17 protein-coding genes are annotated in these 18,451 nt (G+C 42.0%); 10 read left to right on the top strand and 7 right to left on the bottom strand.

Going from position 1 to position 18,451, the window contains the following annotated elements; all coding sequences use genetic code 11:
- The first annotated feature begins 99 nt into the window (after positions 1-99).
- Together ACQYAC_RS09655 and ACQYAC_RS09650 are read left to right on the top strand one after the other, a co-directional pair.
- The gene (locus ACQYAC_RS09655; RefSeq protein WP_061409628.1) at positions 100-1,416 is read left to right on the top strand and encodes a sensor histidine kinase; all 1,317 of its coding nucleotides are present in this window, start codon (positions 100-102) and stop codon (positions 1,414-1,416) included.
- Entirely contained in the window at positions 1,413-2,345 is a 933-nt protein-coding gene (locus ACQYAC_RS09650) for a response regulator (RefSeq protein WP_061409626.1), read from the top strand. Before ACQYAC_RS09655 ends, ACQYAC_RS09650 begins: the two co-directional genes overlap by 4 nt.
- Before the next feature lie 16 nt (positions 2,346-2,361).
- Here the strand turns inward: ACQYAC_RS09650 and ACQYAC_RS09645 are convergent, their stop codons facing one another.
- A complete protein-coding gene (locus ACQYAC_RS09645) occupies positions 2,362-2,970 on the bottom strand; it encodes a TetR/AcrR family transcriptional regulator (RefSeq protein WP_429943186.1) in 609 nt (202 codons plus the stop codon).
- An 89-nt stretch (positions 2,971-3,059) separates the two neighbouring features.
- Here ACQYAC_RS09645 and ACQYAC_RS09640 point away from each other — a divergent pair, with 89 nt between their 5' ends.
- Positions 3,060-3,608, top strand: a complete 549-nt coding sequence (locus ACQYAC_RS09640; RefSeq protein WP_429943185.1) for a hypothetical protein — start codon at positions 3,060-3,062, stop codon at positions 3,606-3,608.
- Positions 3,609-3,646: 38 nt separating this feature from the next.
- On the opposite strand, the gene ACQYAC_RS09635 is transcribed toward ACQYAC_RS09640, so the two are convergent.
- Genes ACQYAC_RS09635 through ACQYAC_RS09625 form a run of 3 tightly spaced genes read right to left on the bottom strand, consistent with a single transcriptional unit; the run spans position 3,647 to position 6,214 of the window.
- Entirely contained in the window at positions 3,647-4,585 is a 939-nt protein-coding gene (locus tag ACQYAC_RS09635) for a metal ABC transporter solute-binding protein, Zn/Mn family (RefSeq protein WP_429943184.1), read from the bottom strand.
- A gap of 13 nt (positions 4,586-4,598) precedes the next feature.
- Entirely contained in the window at positions 4,599-5,471 is an 873-nt protein-coding gene (locus tag ACQYAC_RS09630) for a metal ABC transporter permease (RefSeq protein ID WP_144461805.1), read from the bottom strand.
- Positions 5,471-6,214: a metal ABC transporter ATP-binding protein gene (locus tag ACQYAC_RS09625; protein ID WP_429943183.1), complete on the bottom strand. Its 744-nt coding sequence runs from the start codon at positions 6,212-6,214 to the stop codon at positions 5,471-5,473. Before ACQYAC_RS09625 ends, ACQYAC_RS09630 begins: the two co-directional genes overlap by 1 nt.
- A gap of 430 nt (positions 6,215-6,644) precedes the next feature.
- Here ACQYAC_RS09625 and ACQYAC_RS09620 point away from each other — a divergent pair, with 430 nt between their 5' ends.
- From ACQYAC_RS09620 to ACQYAC_RS09590, 7 genes are all read left to right on the top strand, one after another.
- Complete coding sequence (locus ACQYAC_RS09620; RefSeq protein ID WP_429943182.1) at positions 6,645-8,744, top strand: heavy metal translocating P-type ATPase; 2,100 nt, start codon at positions 6,645-6,647, stop codon at positions 8,742-8,744.
- A 143-nt stretch (positions 8,745-8,887) separates the two neighbouring features.
- Positions 8,888-9,574: a DsbA family protein gene (locus tag ACQYAC_RS09615; RefSeq protein ID WP_268497576.1), complete on the top strand. Its 687-nt coding sequence runs from the start codon at positions 8,888-8,890 to the stop codon at positions 9,572-9,574.
- Positions 9,571-9,984 carry a disulfide oxidoreductase gene (locus ACQYAC_RS09610; RefSeq protein WP_012011257.1) on the top strand — a complete coding sequence of 138 codons (414 nt, stop codon included), beginning with the start codon at positions 9,571-9,573 and terminating at the stop codon, positions 9,982-9,984. Before ACQYAC_RS09615 ends, ACQYAC_RS09610 begins: the two co-directional genes overlap by 4 nt.
- Positions 9,985-10,130: 146 nt before the next feature.
- Positions 10,131-10,742 (top strand): trimeric intracellular cation channel family protein, encoded by a 612-nt coding sequence (locus ACQYAC_RS09605; RefSeq protein ID WP_003212961.1) that lies wholly within the window; start codon positions 10,131-10,133, stop codon positions 10,740-10,742.
- Positions 10,743-11,061: 319 nt separating this feature from the next.
- Positions 11,062-13,077, top strand: coding sequence for a Na+/H+ antiporter (locus ACQYAC_RS09600; protein WP_429943181.1), 2,016 nt, complete (start codon positions 11,062-11,064; stop codon positions 13,075-13,077).
- A 63-nt stretch (positions 13,078-13,140) separates the two neighbouring features.
- Positions 13,141-14,010 carry an ROK family protein gene (locus tag ACQYAC_RS09595; RefSeq protein WP_429943180.1) on the top strand — a complete coding sequence of 290 codons (870 nt, stop codon included), beginning with the start codon at positions 13,141-13,143 and terminating at the stop codon, positions 14,008-14,010.
- Positions 14,011-14,079: 69 nt separating this feature from the next.
- Positions 14,080-14,925: an aldo/keto reductase gene (locus tag ACQYAC_RS09590; RefSeq protein ID WP_268466706.1), complete on the top strand. Its 846-nt coding sequence runs from the start codon at positions 14,080-14,082 to the stop codon at positions 14,923-14,925.
- Between the two features lie 38 nt (positions 14,926-14,963).
- Here the strand turns inward: ACQYAC_RS09590 and modB are convergent, their stop codons facing one another.
- The 3 genes from modB to ACQYAC_RS09575 all read right to left on the bottom strand — a co-directional run bounded on the left by modB (position 14,964) and on the right by ACQYAC_RS09575 (position 18,407).
- Complete coding sequence (gene modB / locus ACQYAC_RS09585; protein WP_410582420.1) at positions 14,964-15,629, bottom strand: molybdate ABC transporter permease subunit; 666 nt, start codon at positions 15,627-15,629, stop codon at positions 14,964-14,966.
- Positions 15,629-16,405: a molybdate ABC transporter substrate-binding protein gene (gene modA / locus ACQYAC_RS09580; protein ID WP_429943179.1), complete on the bottom strand. Its 777-nt coding sequence runs from the start codon at positions 16,403-16,405 to the stop codon at positions 15,629-15,631. Before modA ends, modB begins: the two co-directional genes overlap by 1 nt.
- Before the next feature lie 151 nt (positions 16,406-16,556).
- Positions 16,557-18,407 carry an LTA synthase family protein gene (locus tag ACQYAC_RS09575; protein ID WP_429943178.1) on the bottom strand — a complete coding sequence of 617 codons (1,851 nt, stop codon included), beginning with the start codon at positions 18,405-18,407 and terminating at the stop codon, positions 16,557-16,559.
- Positions 18,408-18,451 lie beyond the last annotated feature (44 nt).

The raw sequence follows: 18,451 nt of genomic DNA, 5'->3' as shown, positions 1-18,451 counted from the left end.
GCACACCGACAAAGTTCCGGTGTGCGCTTTTTTATGGATGTTTGTTTTTCTCAAGCTCACATAGTATACTATCGTCAATTATTAGGGATGTGACTGCGTTTGAATCTACTGAAAAAATGGTTGAATACAGAGCCTTATTTAATTGTGATGCTCATTGTACTGACACCGATTGGCGGAGAGTTTAAATTTTATCCATTTGAGGACAGCTTTCGGGTCAGCTTTGGAACCGTTGTCTTTTTCTTTATCCTGCTTCAAATGAAAAAATTCCCGGCATGGGCAAGCGGTATCATTGCAGGGGTTTCTGTTTTTGTATTTCGCGTGCTTCTTGATACAGCTGTCACAGGTCATCTTCCGCTGGAAGAGGCGGTTTCATTAAGATTTCCTCCCCTGCTTTATTATGTCGTCTACGGCACGCTCTTTTATTTATTAAAGGTCAGACGTTTCCGTGATCAGCCTTGGCTGATTGGAGCGACAGGTATCATCATGGAGCTGTGTGCAAGCGTTGTTGAAATGATTGCACTTCGTGGTACCATCGATGAAATTTTAACGATGCGGACGCTGTTTCAACTTTTCGTTTTAGCGATTTTCAGAAGCTTTTTCGTGTTGGCTTGTTATACAATGATTCGTTTATATGAAGAGCAGGCGAGAGAGCGTCAGATGAAAAAGGAAAAGGAACATCTGCTCATGCTCCTGTCTAACCTTTATACGGAATCTACATACTTTCATAAAACACTTGCACATGCTGAACACATTACAGCGACATCCTATCAATTGTATCAATCCTTGCATCACGCAAAGGATGCGGAATCTTTGGATTTGAAAAAGCTCGGAAAAACAGCCCTGCAAATCGCAGGAGAGGTGCATGAGATCAAAAAGGATAATCAGCGGATTTTTTCTGCCTTATCAAAGCTGATTCATGAAGAAAATTTTCAGGCTTATGCAAGTCCTGCACATATTGCTGGGCTGGTGATTCGTATTCATGAAAATTACGCAGAATCTCTTAAAAAAAACATTGTCTTTCATTATGATGAAGATGGGCAGCATCCCGTCTATCATGTGTATACCATTCTATCTTTGTTAAATAATATCGTTTCCAATGCTGTCGAAGCCATTCCGGTGGATGGAGAGGTGTCACTCTCTATTTCCCAGAAAGAGAACCATGTGATCTTTCAAATTAGTGACAACGGGCCTGGCATTAAAGAGCGTAATCATCATGTGATTTTTAAACCCGGTTTTACTTTAAAATATGATCAGGCTGGAAATCCATCAAGCGGTATCGGGCTTTCCTATGTGAAGGATACAGCGGAGAAGCTTGGCGGAAGTGTTGAGATGAAGAGTATCCCAAATAAACAAACGATTTTCACGTTAACGATACCAATGGATCAAGTCAGTAGAAAAGAGGGGATTGGGAGATGAGATTTTTTATTGTGGATGACGATGAAGCCGTGCGTTCTTCACTCGCTCAGCTCATTGAAGATGAAGAGCTTGGCATTGTCGCAGGGGAAGCAGAGGATGGCGCAGAGTTAACAGCAAGCTACTTAAATGATTTGCACATTGATATCTTATGTATTGATCTATTGATGCCGGAAAGAGATGGTCTTGAAACGATTCGAGCCATTAAGGATGAGTTTCATGGGAAATACTTAATGCTGTCACAGGTAGAAACAAAGGAATTAATCGGCCAGGCGTATACGCTTGGTGTCGAGTATTATGTGACAAAGCCAATCAATCGTGTAGAGGTGTTAAGTGTGCTCCACCTCATGATTGAGCGGCTTCATTTGGAGCATTCAATTGAAAATATTCAGCACTCACTCAAATCTGTCATGCAGTTTCAGCAGCGAGGTCAGACCAAAACGAAGCAGCGTGGGAAAACTCTTGCAGAGGCAGGTCAGTTCTTGCTGGCAGAGCTTGGGATTGTGGGAGAAAAGGGGTCTAAAGATTTATTAGATATGATCCTCTTCACAGATCAGTATTTAGCGCTGCATACTGAACATCATGATTCCTTTCCTTCTTTAAAGGTCATTTTCAATGGTGTCACGGAGGATAAATTAAATGAGCCTTACACATCTGCAGACATTGCAAGAGAAGCGAAGGCAGCGGAACAGCGGGTGAGGCGCGCGATCAACCAATCCTTGAAACACATCGCATCACTTGGGTTAACTGATTTTTCTCATCCGACTTTTGAAAATTACGCTTCTAAATTCTTTGATTTCACCATCGTGCGAAAGAAAATGAGTGAATTAACAAAAGAAACGAACGGTAGAGAAGAACATACCCGTATCAATGTGAAGAAATTTGTGCAGGTGCTCTACTACGAAGCAAAACGTATTTTTATGGAAGATTAAAAAAAGGCATGCTCCCTCATGAGGGAGACATGTCTTTTTTGGTGATGGATTGCAGGTGCATCTGCAGCACGGAGCGTATGAGCTGAGGCGGTAAACGATGAGGCTGCAAGATTCCATTCAATGCAAGCCCATTGATGACCGCATAAAGGCGCTCAGTTTCGACTAAAAGATCGATATGATCGAGCAAAAGCCCATCTTCTTTTAATTTCATTAAACAATATTGGGTCATTTGGAAAAGCTCGTCATACATCTTTGCATTGAGCGGCTGTAAATCAGGTTCAGTCATCGACTTGACTGTAAAAGCCTGCCACACCTCCATTTCAAATCTTCGTTCTTCATCAAGTGGAAGAACCTGCTCCAATAACGCGAGAACATTTTCTTCCGTTGAACCGTTCAGCTCAAGTGCTGTCAACCGCTCTTTGACTCTTTCCTGAATCAATGTCATAGAGAAAAGAAATAGCTCCTGCTGTGTGGAGAAATAATGACGCATAGAGCCCGCTGAAATGCCAGCTTCTACCGCTACTTTTCGGACAGAAGCGTTTTCCAATCCATCCTGTTTAATCACTCTCATAGCAGCTTGAGCGACTTTTTGTTTTTGTTTATGGTGATCGACGATTTTTGGCATACATTGATTTTAGCACAGCTATTGTTTTTTTAACACAGTTGTGTTATTTTTTATTTAATACAATCGTGTTAAAAAGGATGTGGGGAATATTGATCGGTTTATTGATTGTGGCATGTGAAATTGGCTTTTGGCTGTTTATTCTGGTGGGGTTAACACTTCGTTATGTGTTTAGACTGAAAAAGTGGGGCGCCTTCTTTCTCATTTGTACACCGATTTTGGATCTCATTCTTCTTGCAGCGACGTATTTGGATTTAAGACAGGGGGCTGTGGCGAGTGTCATTCATGGGCTCGCGGCTGTTTATATTGGGGTGAGTCTCGCTTTTGGTCATCAAATGGTGAAATGGGCAGATGTCCGGTTTGCTTATCGATTTGCAGGAGGTCCGAGGCCGAAGGGAAGACCAAAGTACGGGAAGGAACGGTCAGTGTATGAAATAGTCGGCTGGACCCGGCATCTTGTCTCTTATATCATCGGAGCTGGTCTACTATTTGGGTTATCCTACCTCATCCAAGCACCAGAACGAACGGAAGCACTGATGCAGTTAGCGAGAGTATGGGGAATGGTCCTAGCCATTGATTTCGTCATTAGCATCAGCTATGTGATCTGGCCGAAAAAACACCCGCAAAATATAGCCAGCTAATAGGAAAAGACAGGCGACATCATTCCGCCTGTCTTTTCTTATGATGAAAGCCCTTTGTAAATGGTGTCAATATTCCATTTCATCATCTTATAGTAGCTGTCCCCATCTTCACCTTTCTTTCCAATGGAGTCAGTAAATACTTTTCCTTTAATCGGAACCCCAGTTTCTTCAGATAGGCTTTCAAGGCTGCGTTGATCGACACTTGTTTCAAGAAAGAGCGCAGGCACTTGATGATCTTTGACAAAATGAATGATGCGCTTCATTTGTCCGGGTGTTCCTTCATTTTCTGTGTTGATCTCCCAAATGTAGCCTGCCTCTAGTCCATAGGCATCTGCAAAATACTTGAAGGCTCCCTCACTTGTGACAAGACGCTTTTTATCTGTTGGCAGCTGGTCGAACTTGTCTTTTGCATCATCGTGAAGGGCTTGAAGCTTTTTAATATAAGCTTCCGCATTTTTCTCATAATCTTCTTTGTGCTCAGCGTCCGCTTGAATAAGTGCATCTCTGGCATTTTTAGCATAGAGAATCCCATTTTCAACATTTAGCCAAGCATGGGGGTCCTGCTGGCTTTCGAGGCCTTTTGAAGATAAATGTTTTACTTTGACGCCTTTACTCATTTCGGCTACAGGTGCATCATCCCCGTCCTTGCCACTCGATTCGAGCAGCTTTTGAAACCAGCCATTCCCTGTTTCAAGGTTTAAACCATTATATAGAACAAGGTCTGCATCCGTTGTATGCTGAACATCCTTTGGCAGTGGATCAAATTCATGCGGGTCTGTACCAATGGGAACAATGCTGTGAATAGAGACGTGCTCTCCGCCTACTTCCTTCACAATGTCATAAAGAATGGAGTAGGTCGTGACGACTTTTAATGTGCCGTCGTCTTTGCCGGAATTATTTTGCTTAGTAGAACAGCCTGTGATGATCATAAGGCCAATGAATACTGCGGTCAAACGGATTGCAAATACCTTCTTCATATATGTCCTCCTTTTACATAGACGCTTCCTTTTTTAGCTGCGTTCGTTTTCGTTTAGATTTTAATGATCTCCATAGAATTCCTTGCTTTGGTGAAAGGATAAAGGCACTCCCGAATAAAATGGTCGCGACCAGTACGATAGAAGCACCAGACGACAAGTTATACGTAAAACTAAGCCCAAGACCGGCAACGGCAGAAACTGCCCCGAAAAAAGCAGATAAATAGATCATGATCCATAACCGGTCTGTTAAGAGATACGCAGTGGCTGCCGGCGTAATAAGCATGGCAACGACAAGAATAATCCCAACAGTTTGCAGTGAAGCAACGGTCACAAGGGTCAACAACGTCATGAGAAAATAATGGATCATTCGATTCGGTAAACCGTAAACCGAAGAAATGACCGGATCAAATGAACTAATGAGCAATTCCTTGTAGAAAACGATGACGGCCAGCAGGATAAAAATGCCGATGCCAAGCGTAATCCACATATCAGATGATCGAACAGCTAGAACGTTTCCAAACAAGATATGATATAAATCACTGGAACTTTTCAAAAATGTGATTAAAATGATCCCGATTGAGAAAAAAGCGGTGAAGACAATGCCAATCGCAGAGTCATTTTTAATGCGGCTGTTTTGACTCACATATCCAATGCCAATCGCTGTTAATACACCAGTTAAGACGGCACCGAAGAAAAAGTTAATTCCCAGCATATAAGAGATGGCGACACCTGGCAGTACAGCATGCGATATGGCGTCTCCCATCAAGGCCATGCCCCGTAAAATGATAAAGCAGCCAATGACCCCGCAAATAATGCCTACCATCACGGATGTAAATAACGCTTTTTGTAAAAATGCATATTCAAAGAGTCCGGTTAAAAATTCCATTACGCGTCTCCTCCTGCTGATTTTAAGAATGGCAGCTGCGTTTCATATGCCTCCAGCATGACCTCTGGGCGAAGGATGTCGTGTACAGGTCCAGCTTTGATGAGTTTTTTATTTAACAGAACGAGATGGCTGAAGTAATCATCGGCTTTATTTAAATCATGATGGACCACTAAAATGGTTTTTCCTTCATCCCGTAATTCCTTCAAAATGCGAACCATCGTTTCTTCACTTGCCATATCAATCCCAACAAACGGTTCATCCAAACAGAAGAGCTGTGCGTTTTGCGCAAGTGCTCTTGCAAGGAAGACACGCTGCTGCTGACCTCCGGATAACTCACCAATCTGTCTTTTAGCAAAGTCCTGCATGCCGACCTTTTCTAAACAGTGGTAGGCATATGCCCGGTCTTCTTTTTTCGGACGTTTGATCAGGCCAAGCTTCGGATATGTTCCAAGTAGGACGGTATCCAGCACATGAATAGGAAACGTCCAGTCTAGATCATTTCTCTGGGGTACATAGGCGATCTGTTTTCTAACTTGTTTAAAGGGCTGGTCAAAAAAGCGAATATCCCCTTGGTCTTTTTCAATTAAATCCAAGCATGCCTTGAGTAAAGTTGATTTACCGGCACCATTTGGACCTATGATTCCTGTCATCGTTCCTTCCTGTATGGAAAGAGAAATGTTCTCTAAAGCATCCTGTCCATGATATGAGACATGAAGACGGTCAATTGTTAAAGCATTTGGCATCTCTTGCGGCCCCTTTCAATCATCATTGCACTTCCTAAAGATATATGCATACATTAAATAATTTTGACTAAAGGATGAAATGATTCTCTAATGCTAATTTGTTTCCTTAGGGAAACTTTTATTTTATTCTAAGCGTATGTCCTTCTTTTGTAAAGAGAAAAACTGTACTTATTCTGTCGGAGGGCAAACGATCGTTTTTATGTTATGCGCAGAGCGGGGGACATGAGCTTGGTTTATTGAAAATCCGTGTGACAGAATGGGATATAAAAAACCAATTATTTCTTCATAAATGATTGACAGAAGATAAGAAATCCTCATATAATAAGGATAATTTAATATATGAATATATGCTCATATATAAAGTTTTTAATTTTTAATAGGTTGAATCGATCCAGGGAACGTTACTTATCATATAGAAAAAGGTGAGAACATGAAAAAGATGAAGGATGAATACGTATTAAGCGGTCTTGATTGCGGCAACTGTGCACGTAAAATAGAAACAGGTGTCAGCAAAATGGATGGAGTGGAAGCTTGCTCTGTTAACTTTGCGACAGGCACCTTGACTGTGACGCATGCAGATAAGCAAGAATCGATGTCGAAGCGAATTGAAAAAACTGTTCAGTCCATTGAACCTCATGTGAGTGTATCACCGAAAGAAGATGGTCATCATCACGATCATGATCATGGGACGAAAAATTTAAAAACGATCGTGCTGAAATTAATTGGCGGTGCAGTCATTGGAACAGCCGCTTTCTTTATACCTGAAGATGGTGTATTAAAGTTCCTTATGTTCTTCGCAGCATATTTACTAGTCGGCGGTGATGTGGTTTTTAAAGCGCTGAAAAATATCGTGCGTGGCCAAGTGTTTGATGAGAACTTTTTAATGACCATTGCAACAGTTGGCGCTTTTGTTATTCAGCAATATCCAGAGGCACTGGCAGTGATGCTCTTTTACCAAATTGGAGAGCTCTTCCAAGGGGCGGCAGTGAACCGTTCAAGACGTTCAATTAGTGAATTAATGAATATACGTCCAGAATACGCGAATCTAAAAGTCGGAAATGAAACGAAAAAAGTAAATCCAGAAGAAGTAAAAGCCGGTGACCGTATTGACGTGAAGCCTGGTGAAAAAATTCCGCTGGATGGGCTCGTTACTGAAGGCTTCTCGCTTGTTGATACATCCGCATTAACAGGGGAGTCGGTGCCGCGGGATGTAGAAGCGGGAAAAGAAGTTCTTGCAGGATTTGTGAATCAAAACGGTATACTTGAAATTGAAGTGCAAAAAGAGTTAAGCGAATCGGCAGTGACGAAAATTTTAGATTTGGTTGAGAATGCAAGCAGCCGAAAAGCACAGACAGAAAATTTCATCACAAAGTTTGCAAAATATTATACACCGGCTGTCGTCGTGCTCGCCTTATTGCTTGCCTTTCTGCCGCCGCTTCTTATTCCATCAGCACAATTGTCTGATTGGGTATACCGGGCACTTGTCTTTCTCGTGATCTCTTGTCCTTGTGCTCTTGTTGTATCCATTCCATTAGGATTTTTCGGGGGAATTGGGGCAGCGTCTAAGCGAGGCATCCTTGTCAAAGGCAGTAACTATTTAGAAGCATTGAATGCTGTGAAATATGCGGTATTTGATAAGACGGGCACGCTTACAAAAGGAAATTTTACAGTGACCAATATTGCCACAGCCAGTGACAAGTGGTCAGAAGAAGAGCTGCTTTCTTTTGCAGCACTAGCAGAAGCCCATTCCTCTCACCCTATTGCAGAATCAATTAAAGCGGCATACAGCTCACCGCTTGATGAAAGTCAGATCGAAGCATACGAGGATATCGCGGGACATGGAATTAAAGCGACCATCAGCGGTTCTCACGTCTTAGCGGGAAATCATCGCTTGATGGAGCGAGAAGGCATTGCGTATGAAAAAGAAAAAAGAAGCGGAACCGTTGTGTACATGGCGATTAACGGTGAGTTTGCCGGTTCAATCTTGATCGCAGATGAATTGAAGGACGATGCCATTGAAGCCGTATCTGCTCTAAAAGCGTCTGGAATTCAAACCGTCATGCTCACAGGTGATGCTAAGCAAGTTGGAACTGCGGTCGCTAAGCAAATTGGCATTGATGAAGTACATGCAGAATTATTACCGCAGGATAAAGTAACGAAATTAGAAGAAATTGATCAGAAAAAATCGCCTCAAGAAAAGTTATTATTTGTTGGGGACGGCATTAATGATACACCGGTATTAGCAAGAGCGGACATAGGAATTGCAATGGGCGGGCTTGGTTCAGATGCGGCTGTCGAAGCAGCTGATATCGTCATCATGACGGATCAGCCATCAAAGGTAGCAGAGGCTATTGCTGTCGCAAAACGAACAAGAAGGATTGTCTGGCAGAATATCGCATTTGCTCTTGGTGTCAAAGGCGTTTTCCTATTACTCGGTGCATTCGGTATTGCGACGATGTGGGAAGCCGTCTTCTCAGATGTCGGTGTCACCGTACTCGCTGTTTTAAATGCGATGAGGGTCATGAAATAAAATTGTAAGGAAAATTTCATGAATACCATCTTTCATAATGGGCCCCCTCTTGTTAAAATAGAAGAAGTTGGATAATGGCATTTTCCTGAGCTATTATCCTTTTTCTTTTTTTAAGGAATGAAAAAGATAAGGTAGGTGCTTATGTGAGTAAGAAAAATAATCAATCTTCATCCATTAAATTTGCTGTCATTTTAACCATCATCGCAGCTCTTCTCATCGGTTTATTTGTTGTGATTGGAAACAAGAACAGCCAAGAAGCACAAACAGTTGACAGTAAGCCTTCGATTATAGGACAGCCTGTCTTAGGAGACAAAAACGCAGCGGTGCAAATTGTCGAGTTTGGGGACTACAAATGTCCGTCATGTAAATCATTTGAAACAGACATTTTCCCAAAACTGAAAGCAGACTACATAGATAAAGGCGATGTATCATTTTCATTTATTAACTTGCCACTTCCTGTTCATGGAGATGGCGCAGTGTTAGCAGCACTAGCTTCTGAAGAAGTATGGAAAGAAGATCCGAAAAACTTCTGGGCATTCCATGAAGCTGTCTATCAAGCACAGCCAGATAGTGAAGCAGAATGGGTGACGCCTGCTAAGCTGACTGAACTGGCGAAAAAGACAACAAAAATTGATACGGACAAACTCAAAGATAACTTATCAAAGAAAACGTATCAGCCGCAGCTGAACACAGACGATCAGCTTGTGAACAAATACAAAGTGAATTCAACACCAACAATTTTCATTAACAATAAACAAGTTCAAAACTTCTATGACTATGATGAAATCAAAGAATTAATTGATCAAGAGCTGAAAGGGAAGAAATCATGAAGAATAAGCTTATTTACTTGTACAGTGCTTGGATTGTCTCGATCGTTGCAACGATGAGCAGCCTGTATTTAAGTGAAATTAAAAAGTTTATTCCATGCGATATGTGCTGGTTTCAGCGCATTTTCATGTACCCGCTCGTGCTTTTACTTGGAATTGCTACGTTCCGGGGTGATGTCAAAGTGAAGTATTACGTACTGCCTTTGGCTGTGATCGGTGCTTGCTTTTCCATCTATCATTATATGGAACAAAAGATTCCAGGCTTTGCGTCGATTCGCCCTTGCCTGAGCGGCATTCCTTGTTCTGTTGATTATTTGAACTGGTTTGGTTTTATCACCATTCCGCTGTTAGCACTTATTGCATTTATTCTGATTATCATCAGTATGCTGCTCTTAAATGCAAAAGAAGATTGAGAAATAGCCTGCTTTTAAGCAGGCTATTTTTTATTTTTGCAAAAAGATAAAATTTAAAGAAAATTTGTATTGCTTTTCGCTTATGTCAGATATACATTAAGGGAGTAGTATGAGATGATCAGATCATGTAAGGAGATAAGCGGAAAATGGCATGGGAAGTCTTAAGTATCATTGGTATTATCGCATTCGCCATTAGTGGTGCGATAGTGGCAATGGAGGAAGAGTACGATATTCTTGGTGTGTACATTTTAGGGATTGTGACAGCATTTGGCGGTGGAGCGATTCGGAATCTATTAATTGGTCTTCCGGTGTCTGCTTTATGGTCACAGGGCAAGATGTTTACCATTGCTCTTGTATCCATTACGATTGTGTTTCTTTTTCCAAAGCTTTTGCTCAAGCACTGGAGCACATGGGGGAATTTCTCGGATGCGATTGGATTAGCAGCGTTTGCGATCCAAGGTGCATTATTTGCTGTGCAAAGAGAGCTCCCGCTCAGTGCGGTCATTGTGGCAGCCATTTTGACTGGAAGCGGAGGCGGAATTGTGCGTGATTTATTGGCAGGGCGAAAGCCGCTTGTGCTAAAAGCGGAGATTTACGCAGTCTGGGCAGCACTTGGCGGCTTACTCGTAGGACTCGGTTTAGCACAAGGAGAGATTGCTTTGTATTTGCTGTTTCTCATTCTCGTCGTATGCAGAGTGTGTTCCTACCTATTCAAATGGCGGCTTCCCGCTAGGTCTTATTTTTTAAATAAAGGGTAAAACGAGAAAAGAGCGATTTCGCTCTTTTTTTGTGTTTGATACGAGCTGGATGTCAGCAGGTAAGAGAGTTTTCGTGTAAAATAAAAACAGGATCTTTTTGTTCATCATTAGAACAATGCATGTGATGAAAATTTTGTCAGCTGGCTGAATATGTGGATTCAGTCTTTTTTTGCCTAGATGGATTGTTATGTGTTGGTTTCTCTTTTTGCGGAATACTAAGAAGGCATATATCTTTGAACGGATGAATTCTTGAAATGAACACATCACTGCATGTAAGCAAAACTTGACAAAAACATGAATGAAGGAGGGACACGTATTAGTGGAGATTTTTTTAGCAGTGCTCGTACTACTAGCACTCATTGCATCATCTAATATTATCAATCGTTTTGTCCCCTTTATTCCAGTCCCGTTAATTCAAGTGGGCTTAGGAATACTGGTGGCAGCTTTTCCTTCAGGTTTACATATTTCTTTAAATCCTGAACTATTCTTCGTTTTATTCATTGCGCCGCTGTTATTTAATGACGGGAAGCGTACCCCAAGGGATGAGCTGTGGAAATTAAGAGCGCCGATTCTTCTGTTAGCCCTAGGGTTAGTCTTTGCGACAGTCATTGTCGCGGGATATACCATCCATTGGATGATCCCAAGCATTCCGCTTCCAGCCGCATTTGCACTTGCAGCAATTTTATCACCGACAGATGTGGTAGCAGTCAGTGCTCTTTCCAGCCGTGTGAATATGCCAAAGGGCATCATGAGACTTTTGGAAGGCGAGGGATTGATGAACGATGCATCAGGACTTGTTGCCTTTAAATTTGCCATTGCAGCAACAGTGACTGGCGCTTTTTCAATTGCTGAGGCATCCTTTAGCTTTGTCCTGATTGCCGCAGGTGGTTTATTGACTGGATTTATTCTATCCTTTTTTATCATTCGTTTTCGCTATTTTCTCCGCCGTTTAGGAATGGACGATGTCACGATGCACATCATCCTGCAAATTCTTACACCATTTGTTATCTATTTAGTAGCTGAAGAATTTGGTGTATCCGGCATTTTAGCCGTTGTTGCTGGTGGTGTGACACATGCCATTGAGCAGGATCGAATGGAAGCAAATTTAGCCAAACTGCAAATTGCTTCATCAAACACATGGAATATTATTTTATTTATATTAAACGGACTTGTTTTCGTTATTCTAGGATTGCAGATTCCTGATGTATCGACAGTTATTTTCCAGGACGAAGCGTTTAATAATTTGCAGGTCATCAGTTACATCTTAATCATCACGCTATGTCTCATGATTCTGAGATTTTTATGGGTATGGCTTTTCTGGGCAGGGAAATGGAGCGCAACAAAAAAGCAAAACGTGAAAAAACCGAAGCTTCGCGCCTCGATGCTCATGACATTCTCTGGTGTACGCGGGGCCGTGACATTAGCCGGTGCCTTCTCCATCCCATTTACACTTGCGGACGGTTCACCGTTTCCTGAACGGCATTTGATTATTTTCCTCGCAGCAGGCGTCATTTTATGTACACTCATTTTAGCTAGTGTGCTACTGCCTCTTCTATCTGAGAAAAAAGACAAACAAATCGCTGTGGATTTGGATACAAAGATTCAGCATGCGAAACGGAAGCTGCTGAGAAGTGCGATTAAAACGCTAAGAGAAGGAATGAATGAAGACAACAGAGAAGTGTCTCTTGCGCTCATCAATGATTACCGAATGAAGCTGCGTAATATCCAGCGTGAGCCGTACCAATTCGGGATGAGAAGACAAGAGAAAAAAATCAGGCTGCACGGAATTAAAGCGGAACAAATGAAGCTCCAACAGCTCATTGAGGAAGAGAAAATCGATAAACATGAAGCCTATGAGCTGCAAGAAAGATTTCATGAGCTCGAAATGCTGTATTCAAACTCCTTCAAAATTCGTTTCTCAAAAGTGAAGTTTCTACGCTTGCTTCAATGGCTCCAATTATGGCGGCCGAATCAGCTCGTTTCCAGCGGTATTTTAGAAAACGAGGACTCGTACAAGCAAATCCGTAAGAAAACGGCAGAGGCTGCTGTGGACTCGATCAAACAGCATATGACCGATGAAAATAAACAAACGTGTCATCAAGTGATTGGCTTTTACAACCAAGTCATTTATCGCTGTGAACACGGTCCAAGCTTCTTTCAGCAAAAAGACCGTTCATTTGACCGGAAGAAAAAAGAGCTTAACTTCCAAGCTGTACAGACGATTCGAAATGAAATTCAAACTTTGTATGAAAATGGTGAAATCAATCGTGATATTGCCCATCATCTAAGGGAGTATATCAATGATATGGAAGCTGTTCTTCTGACCAATACGTAATGTTGTCATCTCCTCCCCTATGTTTTATGATGAGGAAAGAGAACAAGCAGGGGGAGATCAATGATGGCGTATTATGGAGCAATTGAAGCTGGCGGTACAAAGTTTTGTTGTGCAATCGGCAATGAGCACGGGGACATTCTCGAAGAAATGACGATACCTACAGAGCACCCAGAAAAAACATTACAAAAGCTCATCCCATTTTTCAAGCAGCATGACATTGAAGCTTTAGGGGTCGGCTCCTTTGGACCGATTTGTGTCCAAAAGGACGACCCTTCCTATGGTTATATCATGAACACGCCGAAAGTAGAGTGGAAGCATTACCCGTTCATCCCAGAGCTAGAGAAGCAAATAGAAGTTCCAGTATCTTTTACAACAGATGTAAATGCGGCAGCTTTAGGTGAATTAACAAAAGGAGCAGCCAAAGGGCTGAATAGCTGTATGTATATCACGGTCGGTACGGGTATCGGTGCTGGCGCTGTTGTAAAAAACGAGCTTCTTCACGGTCATTCGCATCCAGAAATGGGGCACATCCTTGTCAGGCAGCATGAATCCGACCAGTTTGAAGGAGTCTGCCCAGCGCATGGGACGTGCTTAGAAGGACTGGCCGCTGGACCAGCGATTGAGAAAAGGTGGGGGAAATCTGCTAAACAGCTCACAGAGGAAGAATCAGTTTGGACACTTGAAGCCGACTATTTGGCGCAGGCACTGATGCAGTACTCGCTTATTTTAAGCCCAGAGCGCATCATTATGGGCGGGGGCGTCATGAAGCAAAAACAACTGTTTCCACTAATTCGAGAGAAGCTTGCTGCTTATCTCAATGATTATGTAGACCTGCCGCCGCTTGATTCATATATTGTCTCTCCTGGACTTGAAGACAAGGCCGGCATGACAGGTGCTTTGCTGTTAGCCATCGAAGCGAAGAAAAACGTCTGATAATAGAGTTTTAATGGACAACGTGAGATAATGAAAAAGATGGAATCTATGAAAAAGGTGGTTGTTAAAATGGTTAAAAGCTTGAATGATACCGTAACACTGAATAACGGAGTGGAAATGCCTTGGTTTGGTTTAGGTGTATTCAAAGTGGAGGACGGCAATCAAGTGGTAGATGCCGTAAAAGCAGCCATACGAAACGGATACCGCAGTATTGACACGGCTGCCGTTTATAAAAATGAGACAGGCGTAGGCAAAGCAATTAAAGAATCTGGCGTGAAACGAGAAGATTTGTTCATTACGTCTAAAGTATGGAATACGGATCAAGGCTATGACAAAGCGCTGGCTGCATTTGACGCAAGCTTAAATCGATTAGGCCTTGATTACTTAGACCTCTATTTGATTCATTGGCCTGGTCCAAATGCAGAAACATTTAAAGACACATGGCGTGCGCTTGAGAAGCTTTACAAGGATGGGAAAGTGAGAGCCATTGGCGTCAGCAACTTCTACATTCAGCATTTAGAAGAGCTATTAAAGGATGCTGAAGTTGTTCCAGCCGTGAACCAAGTTGAATTTCACCCGAAACTGACACTTGTCGAACTGCGTCAATACGCAAAAGAAAAAGGCATTCAAATTGAAGCGTGGTCTCCGCTTATGCAAGGAAAGCTATTAGATCATGACGTATTAAAGGACATTGCTGCACGCTACAACAAATCCGTTGCACAAGTCATCTTGCGCTGGGATCTGCAAAGCGGCGTCGTGACGATTCCTAAGTCAATCAACGAAGAACGCATTAAACAAAATGCAGATATTTTTGATTTCGAACTTTCAAAAGAAGACATGGAAAAAATCGATGCATTAAACAATAACGAGCGTGTCGGCTCGAATCCAGAGACGATGACGGTTGGGTTTGAATAAATAAAAAAATCCTCTTTCTCATGTGAGAAAGGGGTTTTTTATGTACTGCTTCTACGAACAGCCAAAAGCATCATAAAAGATAAGATCACAATACAGATCGTCCATGCCCAAGCAAGTTCCATACGCCCAGAATCAATCGCCACATAGATAGCGGTTGGGAGTGTTTGGGTTTTTCCTGGGATGTTGCCCGCAAACATTAAGGTCGCTCCGAATTCTCCAAGGGCTCTTGCAAAACTAAGGATGCTGCCTGACAAGAGGGACGGCAGGGCAAGAGGTACAGTAATATAGGCAAAGACTTGGAAGGAATGAGCACCATCTACTTTTGCAGCCCCTTCAATATCTGACTCAATTGTAGAAAAGCCCGCCTTTGCTGATTGATACATGAGCGGAAATGCCACGACAGTCGATGCAATGACCGCCGCCCACCATGTGAAGATTACCGGCTGATGGAAGATCCATTCAATCGCGCCCCCTATTACACTATGCTTTCCGAATACGATGAGCAATAAAAAGCCAACGACTGTTGGCGGGAGAACGAGCGGCATCATCAGGAGCGTTTCCACAATCATTTTCCCTTTAAAAGTAGTTCGCGCCATCCAAAAGCCAATCGTTGTGCCAAAGACAGTGGCCAACAGTCCGCTAACGATGGCCACTTGAACGGACAGCCAAATGGGTGATAGAAAGTCTTCAGTCAGCATAGGCATTACGACACTTGAAAGCCGTATTTCTTAAAAATTGATTTGGCTTTATCAGATTGAAGAAATTCAAAAAAGGCCTTGGCTTCTGTTAGATGTTTTGTCCCTTTGACAATCCCTACTGGATATATAACCGGGGAGTGCATGTCCGAATGTGCCTCAGCTGCAATCTTTACCTTTTTGGAGACGAGGGCGTCTGTTTTATACACAACACCTGCTTCGACATTTCCAGTTTCAACATAGCTTAGAACTTGTCGTACATCTTTGGCATAGACAGCATTCTTTTTTACTTGATCCCATATATTCAGTTTTGTGAAAATCTCTTTTCCGTATGTACCAGCAGGAACCGATTCAGGTGTGCCAAGAGCGATCTTTCCTTTTACGTGCTGGACGTCTTGAAAGCTTTTAATAGAGGAAGAGCCATCTTTTGGCACAATAAGGACTAGCTCGTTTTGTATGGCGTCCTTGATATAATCTTGATCTATGTCTCCAGATTGAACAAGTTCATCAAAGGGTTCCTCAGCTGCTGAGAAAAAGAGATCCGCTTTTGCTCCTTGAGCGATTTGCTGCTTCAATGCGCCGGATGATCCGAAGTTATTCGTTAATGTCACATGTGGATGCTGTTTGTGAAAGGAGGCTTCAATTTCCTTTAGTGCATCCTGAAGACTTGCCGCTGCTGAAATCACAAGCTCTGTTTCTTTATTCGAATTAGATCGCTTCATCTCTGTTTGGCATCCACTCAGAAGCAAACATAGGGAGATGAGGGCTAAGAATAAATACTTCATGTTCACACCTCTTATCATTCAATATCATGTAGTTCCCTTTATTATAAGCAAACTTATTTGAGCATTCATAGGCTTTCAGCAAAAAGAGAGAAGAAAAAGCCGCCAAATGGCGACTTTTAGCGTGACGACAAAGGAGATCGTTTTATCCTGTTTACTGCTGATAAAAACGCAGCAAATTCCCATTGATCACCTTGTCTGATAAGGAGAGCTCTTTGTTTGCTTTTTCTATATAGGGCTGGCATACCTCATCCTGCTTCACGGGTTCTTTTGTTTTTTGATCATAGCAGGTGTTCTTTGTATAGAGATAATCATCTGTAATAAAGTTCCCGTTTCTCAATACAGCGAAAGGCGTCCGTTCATTTGAAAATAAATCATTGCCAAATTGAATGGAATCCTTCGTTTCAATCCCTAGTAAGTGAAGAAGTGTCGGCTTCACGTCCATTTGACCAGCTGTTTCAGAAATCGTCTGCGGTACTTGATCCGTGACACCAGGAATGTAAATTAAAAAGGGAACACGTTGCAGTTTGACTGCATCAAACGGTGTGATTTCCTCTTGATTGAGCAGCTGAGCCATTGCCTCATGATGTGCCTCAGAGATGCCATAATGGTCACCCATGAGGACAAACATCGTATTGTGATACAATCCTTCTTCTTTCATACGGTCAAAAAACAACTTAATCGCTTCATCTTGATAGCGGACGGTCGTCACATAGCGGTTTAAAATGGTGCTGGACGAATCATATTCATCAATAAACTGATCCTTCGGGTCAATTTCAAATGGAAAATGATTGGTCAAAGTAATAAATGTACTGTAATAAGGCTGCTTCAACTTTTTTAAATGATCAACGGATTGATCAAAGAAGTCGATATCCTTTAAACCCCAGCCAGTGGAATTCCGTTCATTGACATCATATGAATCGACATCGTAAAAACGATCAATTCCTAGAGATTCATACATCACATCACGATTCCAAAACGTTTTATTATTCGCATGAAATTGGACGGATTGATAGTTTACTTTTTTCAACTGCTTGTATAATGTGTCATATTCATTGTCACTCGCTGTGAAAAAAACAGCGCCGCTGCTAGAAGGATAGAGAGAATTAGCGACAATAAACTCTGAATCGGACGTCTTCCCCTGCTCTGTCTGCTGATAAAATTCATCAAAATAAAAACTCTTTTTAGCCAATTGATTTAAAAAGGGAGTGATATATTGTCCATTTACCTTTTGATTCATGACAAATTGCTGCGTCGATTCAAGTGAAACGAACACAACGTTCTTGCCTTTAGCAAGTCCGAAGTACTCTTCGTTTGGTGCGCTGTAATCAGCCTTTGTGTAGTTTGCTACAGTAGAAAGCGTATCTTCATCTGCAAAAGCCTTTTGTCCAATGCGTGCCGTTTGGGCAGCACCGTCGTACAGATGAAATTGGAACAGCCCGAGGTTTCTAACAATGACTTCACGATCATAAGAGCTTGTCAGAAATCGAGGGTGATCCATCATAGCTGAGCTGACATGAAACAATAGGAAGCTGCAGCAGATCGCATAATATGTTTTGATCGTCTTGTATGACGCTTTTGGGGCTAATGGTCTGCGCTTGAGCAGCCAAGCAAGTACGACAAAATCAACGAGCATCAGCACAAAAAGCGGGTGGAATAATTCCGTCATACTGCTGCCCATATCTCCCATGTTCTTCGCTTGGAATAGCACGGGAATGGTAATGAAATCAATATAAAAACCGTAAAAGATCGTATTCGATATAAGAATCGCCGTGAGAATAAAATTTGCAGTCAATAAAAAAACCTTTTGTTTGGTTTCATTTAAAAAAAGAGCTATCCCAAACAAAGGGAGTAGAAAGCTAAGTGGATTGATCAAAAGCAGCCATTCATGAAACAGATTGGCTGTTCGTATGTGAAAACCTAGTTGATAAATGATGTATGTTTTCATCCACATGAAGAGGATGGAATACACTAAAAACCAGTGATTTTTGAAAAACGCTTTCATCTATGTATCTCCTCACCATTCTGTATTCAGCTGCAAGGCAAAAA

The organism is Bacillus sp. MM09(2025), from assembly GCF_050496725.1.
Lineage (GTDB): Bacteria > Bacillota > Bacilli > Bacillales > Bacillaceae > Bacillus > Bacillus pumilus.
Note: the sequence above shows the minus strand (reverse complement) of the source record. Positions and strands in the feature narration are given on the sequence as shown.

Bases quoted from the DNA above. Each gene is read 5' to 3' on its own strand.
- ACQYAC_RS09610 (WP_012011257.1), top strand. From the start codon at position 9,571: ATGAAGAATAAGCTTATTTACTTGTACAGTGCTTGGATTGTCTCGATC.
- modB (WP_410582420.1), bottom strand. From the start codon at position 15,629: ATGCCTATGCTGACTGAAGACTTTCTATCACCCATTTGGCTGTCCGTT.
- ACQYAC_RS09620 (WP_429943182.1), top strand. From the start codon at position 6,645: ATGAAAAAGATGAAGGATGAATACGTATTAAGCGGTCTTGATTGCGGC.
- ACQYAC_RS09635 (WP_429943184.1), bottom strand. From the start codon at position 4,585: ATGAAGAAGGTATTTGCAATCCGTTTGACCGCAGTATTCATTGGCCTT.
- modA (WP_429943179.1), bottom strand. From the start codon at position 16,405: ATGAAGTATTTATTCTTAGCCCTCATCTCCCTATGTTTGCTTCTGAGT.
- ACQYAC_RS09605 (WP_003212961.1), top strand. From the start codon at position 10,131: ATGGCATGGGAAGTCTTAAGTATCATTGGTATTATCGCATTCGCCATT.
- ACQYAC_RS09575 (WP_429943178.1), bottom strand. From the start codon at position 18,407: ATGAAAGCGTTTTTCAAAAATCACTGGTTTTTAGTGTATTCCATCCTC.
- ACQYAC_RS09590 (WP_268466706.1), top strand. From the start codon at position 14,080: ATGGTTAAAAGCTTGAATGATACCGTAACACTGAATAACGGAGTGGAA.
- ACQYAC_RS09645 (WP_429943186.1), bottom strand. From the start codon at position 2,970: ATGCCAAAAATCGTCGATCACCATAAACAAAAACAAAAAGTCGCTCAA.
- ACQYAC_RS09595 (WP_429943180.1), top strand. From the start codon at position 13,141: ATGGCGTATTATGGAGCAATTGAAGCTGGCGGTACAAAGTTTTGTTGT.
- ACQYAC_RS09630 (WP_144461805.1), bottom strand. From the start codon at position 5,471: ATGGAATTTTTAACCGGACTCTTTGAATATGCATTTTTACAAAAAGCG.
- ACQYAC_RS09625 (WP_429943183.1), bottom strand. From the start codon at position 6,214: ATGCCAAATGCTTTAACAATTGACCGTCTTCATGTCTCATATCATGGA.
- ACQYAC_RS09650 (WP_061409626.1), top strand. From the start codon at position 1,413: ATGAGATTTTTTATTGTGGATGACGATGAAGCCGTGCGTTCTTCACTC.